At 64.5% G+C, this 7,463-nt stretch carries 6 protein-coding genes; 4 read left to right on the top strand and 2 right to left on the bottom strand.

What is annotated here, in order from left to right; all coding sequences use genetic code 11:
- Window position 1: 1 nt before the first annotated feature.
- Window positions 2–3,400 (bottom strand): YhdP family protein, encoded by a 3,399-nt coding sequence (locus BLR85_RS01250; RefSeq protein WP_139188280.1) that lies wholly within the window; start codon window positions 3,398–3,400, stop codon window positions 2–4.
- 76 nt (window positions 3,401–3,476) lie between these two features.
- On the opposite strand from BLR85_RS01250, the gene bcp reads away from it, so the two are divergent.
- From bcp to BLR85_RS01270, 4 genes are all read left to right on the top strand, one after another.
- On the top strand, window positions 3,477–3,965 hold the full coding sequence (gene bcp, locus BLR85_RS01255) for a thioredoxin-dependent thiol peroxidase (RefSeq protein ID WP_093147808.1): 489 nt from the start codon (window positions 3,477–3,479) through the stop codon (window positions 3,963–3,965).
- A 154-nt stretch (window positions 3,966–4,119) separates the two neighbouring features.
- The gene (locus BLR85_RS01260; RefSeq protein WP_093147904.1) at window positions 4,120–4,920 is read left to right on the top strand and encodes a ferritin-like domain-containing protein; all 801 of its coding nucleotides are present in this window, start codon (window positions 4,120–4,122) and stop codon (window positions 4,918–4,920) included.
- A gap of 181 nt (window positions 4,921–5,101) precedes the next feature.
- Window positions 5,102–6,424 (top strand): M23 family metallopeptidase, encoded by a 1,323-nt coding sequence (locus tag BLR85_RS01265; protein ID WP_093147812.1) that lies wholly within the window; start codon window positions 5,102–5,104, stop codon window positions 6,422–6,424.
- The gene (locus BLR85_RS01270; protein WP_093147816.1) at window positions 6,414–6,908 is read left to right on the top strand and encodes a bactofilin family protein; all 495 of its coding nucleotides are present in this window, start codon (window positions 6,414–6,416) and stop codon (window positions 6,906–6,908) included. Before BLR85_RS01265 ends, BLR85_RS01270 begins: the two co-directional genes overlap by 11 nt.
- Window positions 6,909–7,132: 224 nt before the next feature.
- Here BLR85_RS01270 and BLR85_RS01275 read toward each other — a convergent pair.
- A partial coding sequence (locus tag BLR85_RS01275; RefSeq protein WP_170844417.1) for a transposase occupies window positions 7,133–7,463 on the bottom strand: 331 nt, incomplete at its 5' end.

Consider the following 7,463-nt stretch of genomic DNA (forward strand, 5'->3'; position numbering starts at 1 on the left):
TTCACCCTCCGCCGCGCGGCTGCGGGGGCGGCGCGCGAAAGATGTCCCGGAACATGCCCGGCGTCAGCGCCGAGAGCGGGTTAACTTCCACCGACGGGTTGGAGGAGCTGCCACGCATCCGATAGGTAAAGCCGATCAGCCCCTCTCCCTTGCGCGTAAAGATCCGGCCGATGGAATTGACCATGTAGACCGGGGAAAACACGCCCTGCATGTTCAGCCTGTCCCGGTTCATGTCATAGACCCCTTCCATCGAAATGCCGAGCGATGGCCCGACGCCGGAAGAGCGTGTGACGTGCACGAAGCTGGGCGTCAAGCGGAAGACCGCCTCGACATCGGAGAAGAGAAGCCCCGCGCCGTTCAACTCGTCGATCAGGCCGACAACGGTGATCGCGTTGAGCAGCGCTGTCAGCCCCGAGGAGCTGCGCACCCGCACATCCTCGACCTGAAGCTGGCCGTCATATTCACCGGGCGCGCCGCGCGGCTGCAGGATCAGGGACATCGAGCCGCCATTAGCCTGCTGGAACATCCCCGCCGCCTTGAAAACCGCACCGGCGTTGTCGGACCGAATGCGCACCGCCGTGCCGCCCCCTTTCGCGGGAACAAGCGTGCCATCGACCCGCACCTGTCCGTTCACCGAACCGGTGAAGTTGCCCGAATAGCCGGCCGTCTTGGTCAGCTCGCCTCGGAAACCGGTGAGAGCGATTCCATCGGAAATGGTCAGCCTGTCGAGCGTCAGCGTCACGGGCGGACCGGCGCTGGACGCGCCGCTGCTGCTCGCGCCGCCAATGCTCGTCTTGCGGATATCGATGCGCCCGCCGCGCAGCTCGATTGCCGGCTCCCGGCCAAGACCGCGCCCCTTGAGCACCACCGGCGCGTCGAGCCAGTCCCCGACGGAGACCCGCGTGAACAGCGCTTCCTGCAACCCACCCTCCGGCGAGGTCGTCACACTCCCCTCGGCGTTCAGTCCCGCGGCCTTCAGCGACAACGCCTCCACGTTCGGCCGCGCGCCGAGCCGTCCCGACAATTGCAGCCGGCCCTCGCTTTTTGCAGCCTTGTTCCATCCCAATGGCGGCAGGGAGAGACCGACCCCGCGCAGGTCCGATTTCAGCGAATAGCGAATGTCGCCCTCGCGCGGCAGTTCCAGCGCGAAATTCGCGGGTCCCGCGCCGGTCACTGCCCCTTTCGGCAGGCCAATCCCGAAGGTCTGCACGAAGCCCTCGCCGATTTCGACCTCGCCTTCGACCGTGGGCGCGGCGGCATCTTCACCAAAGGGAATCTGCACCGTCGCCCCGGCGAAGGGCACCCCGTCCAGCGCGCCATCCCCGGTGATCACCAACCCCTCGCGCCGGGCCGTCAACCGACCACGCTTGCCCTCGAGAACACGGTTCGGCACGAGCACTTCGGAGCGCAGGTCTTCCGCGTAGGCGGTGACCTCGAAATCGACGTCGCGCCCCTGGAGGCCGCGCTTGAGCGGAAAGACGATCCGACCCTCGGCGCGCCCCTCTCCCGTGGCAAGATCCACCGGCTGGCCCGCCTTGGTCAGGAAATTGAACGGCTCCTCGTCCAGCACGGAAAGCGCCGCGGTAACGGGCGCGCGTGCCTTGAGCAGAAGCTCAACATTGGCCGGTTTCTGCCGCATGTCGGCCACCCGGAGCGTGGTGCCCGTGGCGTCGATCACGCCGCCCCGCGGCGCACGCATCTGCCCTTCTTCCAGCGTCAGCGCGAAACGATTCCCGCCGACAGAGGCGTAACCGCGCGCGCCGGTAACCGGGGGCAAGGTCTTCATCGCCTGGACCTCGGCATCGCTGAATTCGAAGCTGAGCGCGAGTTGCGGCTTCGTGCCCTGGTCGATCCGCAAACCGCCACGCGCGTCGTGGACGCGACCGGAGAGCAGGTTGTCCTCGATCCAGCTGCGCGTTCCCGGAACGAGGTTCAATGGCCAGAGGGCTGCCAGCATCGGCGCCCGGATCTGGTCGAAGCCCAGCTGCAGCGACACGTGCCAGCCGGCGTCATCGGCCGTGACGAGACCGGCTGCGCGCAGGTCGGTCTGCCCGCGCGTGCCGTCCGGATCGGACGTGGTCATGACAAGCTGCCCGATCTCCGCCCGGAACGGATCGAGCGAAACCTTCAGGTCGAGCGCGCCGCTACCGAACAGCGCGGGTTCGCGCAGCAGCCCGGGCGGGTCCAGCCGCAGCTCCGAAAAGGCGAACTGGCCAACAAGGGCGGTTGGCCAGCCGGTCTCGAGCCCCTCGAAATAGACCTGCCCCGTTGCGGAGAGCGTCCCGTCATGCGCGTGGATATCCAACTCCTCGAAGCTGATCCGTCCCTGTTCCGGGCGATAGCCAAAATAGGTGCGCGCGCCGTCAAAGGGGATCGGGCGGGCACCGGTTTCGGGCTGGAACAGGCCGGGGCCGATTTCGAGCGTACCGTTGAGCGACCCCATCGCTCCCTGGTCCGTCCGGCCGACGATCATCGCCCCCGAGACCCGCGCCTTGAGCGGCTCAAGCCAGCTCAGCACCGGGCTGTGCGCGGCGATGTCGATGGCGCGAACGTTCTGAACCAGCACCGAGGCCTCCGCTTCCGCGCCCGTCTTGCCCATGCTGAGCCGCAGCGCCACGGTGGAGGGCTCTGCGTCTTCGCCATCCTCCACCGGCATTTCGAGCGCGACCGAGAGCGACAGCGCATCGCCCTGGTGGGTCAAAAGCATGGTGCCGTCGCTGACGCGCCAGGCACGCTCCGCGCGGGCGTCTTCGTAAAAGACCTCCAGTTCCCGCACTTCCAGCTTTTCCACCGGCGCAAGGGCGGGAAGCTCGAAAAGCTGCTGCACCGCGTCGATGGCGCTGTCGAGCGACTCGAAGGCGGCCGGCCTTTCTCCACTGCCGAAACCCAGATCGAACGTGCCGTCCGCCTTGCGGCGCAGTTCAAGTTTCGCTCCAACAACCTCGAGCGCCCTCGGTTGCAGCTTGCCCTGCCAGATCGCCCGCTTGTCGACCGAAAGCTGCAAGGCGGGCACATTCAGCAATTCGGACCCGTCCGGCGCCGTCACCGTCACATCGCGAAACACCACCTCTGGCAGCGCTTTCTGAGCCATGCGAATGGTGATCTCGCCCACATCGGTTTGCCCCCCCTCGAGGCCGCGCGACAGGATATCGCCGGCCTTTTCCGCCGCCCAATCCGGCGTCGGCAGGTCGCGCCCCTCTATGGTCAGGCTGGCCAGGAACAGCCCCACCCCTAGCACCACGACGATATCGAACAGGATGAACAGGCTCCAGGACAGCACGCGCCAGCGCTTGCGCCGCCGCTGTCGCGGCGCGCGTTCCGGATCGACCTGCGGTCGATCGTCACCGGTTTCGCTGTTCTGGCTTTCCTCCACGTTCCGTCCGCCGCTCTGCCGGGCCAATGGCCCTGCCTCTTTAACTTCGCGCAAGCCGCACTACTAAATAGATACAGCTCTCACCCTGAAGGATGACAATTACATGATCGATACCCCGACCGGAACCACCCTCACCGAGGGCGACGTCGCCCCCGATTTCACCTTGCCCCGCGATGGCGGCACGGATGTGACCCTCTCGGCGCTCAGGCCAAGTCCCGTCATTCTCTATTTCTATCCGCGTGACGATACGCCGGGATGCACGAAACAGGCCATAGGCTTCACCTGCCGCCAACAGGAATTTGAAGAGGCCGGCGCGACGATCCTCGGCGTTTCCAAGGACACCGTCGCCAAGCACGAGAAGTTCCGCGACAAGCACGAGCTTGGCGTGGCGCTGCTGTCGGATGCCGAAGGCGATATCTGTGAGCGCTACGGCGTCTACGGCGAGAAGAAGATGTACGGCAAGACCTTCATGGGGATCGAGCGCGCCACCTTCCTGATTGACGGCGACGGCGTGATCCGCCGCATCTGGCGCAAGGTGAAGGTTGACGGCCATATCGACGAAGTACTGGAGGCGGTGAAGGCCCTGGGCTGACCTTGCCCGTCGGAGACCCCGTGTCTTCCCGAAACCGGGCTTGCTAGCGGCATGGGCGGCGAACGCCCTTGCCCTTATTGGCGCGCACGTGACACAGACACCCGCATGAGACTTTGGGGAGCGGATCGTGCCTGAGCAGAAAACCCTGACCGAGATGGCCTGCGAGGTGCTGTGCACCGCCGATGGCCGCGAAAAGACAGCGCTGTCGCGTCGCTACGCGGAGCGCTGGCGCGAGGCGCGCGCGGCGGGTGCGCCGATCCCCGTTGGCACCGCAAACCCGCCCCTGCGCCCTGCCCGGCCCGAGAAGCCCGAACTGCTGGATCCGCGCGACGTGCCGCGCCGCCGGCCTGGCTCGCCGCAGGGACAGGCCGCAATTCTGCATGCGGTGGCCCATATCGAGCTCAACGCGGTGGACCTGCATTGGGACATCATCGCCCGTTTCGGCCATGTGCCCATGCCGATGGGGTTCTATGACGACTGGGTGAAGTCGGCCGACGAGGAAGCCAAGCATTTCAACCTGATCTGCGATTGCCTCGAAGCGCGCGACAGCCATTACGGCGCTCTGCCCGCCCATGCCGGCATGTGGCGCGCGGCCGAGGACACCGCCGAAGACCTGATGGGCCGGCTGGCCGTGGTGCCGATGGTGCTGGAGGCGCGCGGGCTCGACGTGACACCTGGCATGATCGAGATCTTCCGCAAGGCCGGGGACAAACAGACCGTGGCGGCCCTCGACGTGATCTATGCCGAGGAGGTCCACCACGTCGCCTATGGCTCCAAGTGGTTCCATTTCCTGTGCGGCCGCGAGGACCGCGACCCGGTCACCGTGTTCCACGATCTCGTCCGCCGCTACTTCCACGGTCCGCTCAAACCGCCCTTCAACGAGGAGAAACGCGCGGAGGCCGGATTGCCGCCGGATTTCTATTGGCCACTTGCAGATCGGTCCGGAACGGTCTGAAATCACGTCTCAAATCGGCGATTTTTCGCCGATATCTCCATATTGCGTGTCTGCGGCACCACATATTCCCCAAAATTCTTGCACGATTTATGAGCAGGCCGTAATCCCCCGTTAACGGGGTGCCGTTGGGGACGGTCAAAACCCGGGAAAAACAAGAACGATCCAAGGGACGGGACGGGCCTTGCGTACGCGACTGAGTGACCGCATTCACAACATTCTTGAACCATGGTTTCCGGAGCAGCGCCTATTCCTGCGCTCGGAGAATGACAGCACCCGCTTTATCAGGCTGCGCCCGGGCACACAGGCGCTGATCCTGTTCGGCTCGGCGGCCACGGTTGCCTGGGCCATCATCGCCTCCTCGGTGCTGCTCATGGAGAGCATCGGCGCCGACAATGTGCGCGAACAGGCCAGCCGCGACCGCGCGCTTTACGAAGAACGGCTGAACGAGTTGTCCGATGCCCGCGACGTGGCGGAAGCGGAGGCACTCGCCGCGCATATGCGTTTCAACGCGGCCCTCGGCCAGATCTCCACGATGCAATCGCAATTGCTTCAGTCGGAGGATCTCCGCCGCGAGCTGGAAACCGGGATCGACGTGATCCAGACCACCCTGCGCCGGACCATGAACGAACGCGACGCCGCTCGCGAAAAGACCGAGGAAGTGGTCGCCATTCTGGAAGGCCGCGCCGAGCAGGAAGCCGAACGCAATTCGCTCACCGAGGTGGATGCCACGCTGGCCTTCCTCAACGACGCGCTGGAGCGCACCGCCTCGGAACGCGACGACATGGAGCGCGAGGCGGAACTGGCCCTGGAGGAAGCGGAAGAGGCGAAATTCGAACGCGACCTGATCCTGGACCGCAACGACAAGATCTTTACCCAGCTCGAAGAGGCACTGACCGTCTCGGTCGAGCCGCTGGAGAAGATGTTCTCGAAGGCCGGCCTGCCGCCCTCGCGGCTGCTCGATGCCGTCCGGCGCGGCTATTCCGGCCAGGGCGGCCCGCTCACCCCGATCACTTTCTCGACCAAGGGTGTCGAGCCCTCCCCCGACGAAGCGCGGGCGAACGACCTTCTCAAGGGGCTGGACCAGATGAATCTCTATCGGATCGCGGCGGAAAAGGCGCCCTTTGCCATGCCGCTGCGCGACAGCTTCCGGTTTACCTCGCCCTACGGTCCGCGTTGGGGCCGCATGCATAACGGAACTGATTTCGCCTCCGGCCACGGCACGCCGATCTATTCCACCGCCGATGGCGTGGTGATCAAGGCCGGCTGGCATTCGGGCTTCGGCCGGATGGTCAAGATCCGGCACGAATTCGGAATCGAAACCTGGTACGGTCATATGTCCCGCCTTCGCGTCTCCGAAGGTCAAAGGGTCTCGAAAGGCCAGCGGATCGGTGATATGGGAAACACCGGACGGTCGACCGGCACGCATCTGCACTATGAGGTGCATGTGAACGGGAAGCCCGTGAACCCGATGAACTTTATCAAGGCAGCCAAAGATGTTTTCTAAGAGCCGAATCAACGAGCCCGGCCCGGCAAAGGAACCCGAAACCTCCAAGGCGCCCGAGGCCGCCAAGAAACCGGCAGTGCCCGGTCTCGACAGCAAACCCGCGCCCAAGGCCAAACCTCCGGCATCGGTTCTGTCATCCGACCTGACGATCGTGGGCAACCTCAAGACCTCCGGCGACATCCAGGTCGAAGGCACGGTCGAGGGCGATATCCGCGCCCATCTGCTGACCATTGGCGAGAACGCGACGATTCGCGGCGAATGCGTCGCCGATGACGTCGTCATCAACGGCCATATCGCCGGCCGCGTACGCGGTCTCAAAGTGCGCCTGACCTCGACCGCAAAGGTCGAAGGCGACATTATCCACAAGACCATCGCCATCGAGAGCGGCGCCCATTTCGAAGGCTCCGTGCAGCGCCAGGACGACCCGCTCAGCGGCAACTCCACGCGCACGCCCGTGAAGCCGGCAGCCAAGCCCGAAGAATAATCCGGATCGTTTTCCGGATGGCAGTGTTATTGCGGACGGCACGGAAGCGTGTCGTCCGTTTTCGTTAACAGGGGGGCGATCGCTGCAATACGCAACTCTCGACCGGCCCCAAGCAGAGACCCGAACGATCCTTCGGATCGTGCCTCCGGCTGAGGTATTTGGGGAAAGATGAAAACGGAACACGCGTTCATTCCTCTTTCGTGAAATATTCTAGTCACCCGAATCTAAAGTTCGCCGCATAGGGTTTGGGTTCGCTGGCAGAACCGCTTGACCGATGCGAGGATTTCATCGGCGGACTTGACCCATCTGTATGGTTTGGGGTTCTCGTTGTGTGCTTCGATGAAGGCGGCAATGTCGGCCTCCAGTTCGGCAGTCGAACGATGGACCCCGCGCTGCAACTGCTTGCGGGTCAATTCAGCGAACCAGCGTTCGACCTGATTGATCCATGATGCCGAGGTGGGCGTGAAGTGGACATGCCAGTGCGGACGGCGGGCGAGCCATGCCTTGATCCTGGGCGTCTTGTGCGTGGCGTAGTTGTCCATCACCAGGTGAACG

The organism is Aliiruegeria lutimaris, from assembly GCF_900099935.1.
GTDB classification, from domain to species: domain Bacteria; phylum Pseudomonadota; class Alphaproteobacteria; order Rhodobacterales; family Rhodobacteraceae; genus Tropicimonas; species Tropicimonas lutimaris.